Source organism: Streptococcus suis (genome assembly GCF_002960445.1).
GTDB classification, from domain to species: domain Bacteria; phylum Bacillota; class Bacilli; order Lactobacillales; family Streptococcaceae; genus Streptococcus; species Streptococcus hyiners.
The window spans coordinates 1-351 of sequence record NZ_POJD01000080.1 but is presented as its reverse complement, the minus strand read 5'-3'; the positions used below and the strand labels follow the sequence as shown (position 1 = coordinate 351).

1 protein-coding gene is annotated in these 351 nt (G+C 40.2%); it reads right to left on the bottom strand.

Going from position 1 to position 351, the window contains the following annotated elements:
- Positions 1-275, bottom strand: a 275-nt coding sequence (gene whiA / locus C1G53_RS01780; protein WP_105117455.1) for a DNA-binding protein WhiA, incomplete at its 3' end; no start/stop codon positions are given.
- Between the last annotated feature and the right edge of the window lie 76 nt (positions 276-351).

Below are 351 nucleotides of genomic sequence, written 5' to 3'. Positions count from 1 at the left end.
TCATTCACGCCGTCTTCTATCAAAACTGCATACACACGATTCTTTTTGAGATTAGGTTTTTGATGATGGCGAATCTCAGCTTTAATCTGGTAGAAATGGAGTAACAGTTCATAAATGTGACGGGCAATCTTTGCATTTTCCGTACTGATAGAAAGAGTCAAACCTGATGAAGCTAAGCCCAAACTACCTGATAATTTGATAATAGCAGATAGCTCGCTCTTATTTTGGCTAGACTGAAGCAGCAATTCTTCCTTTACTTGTACTGTAAAACTCATGGCCGCACCTGCAAAATCTTGAGCAACTCTTCTACTACCAAGTCACCATCATGGAAAGCTCCGCCATTTTCCAAAC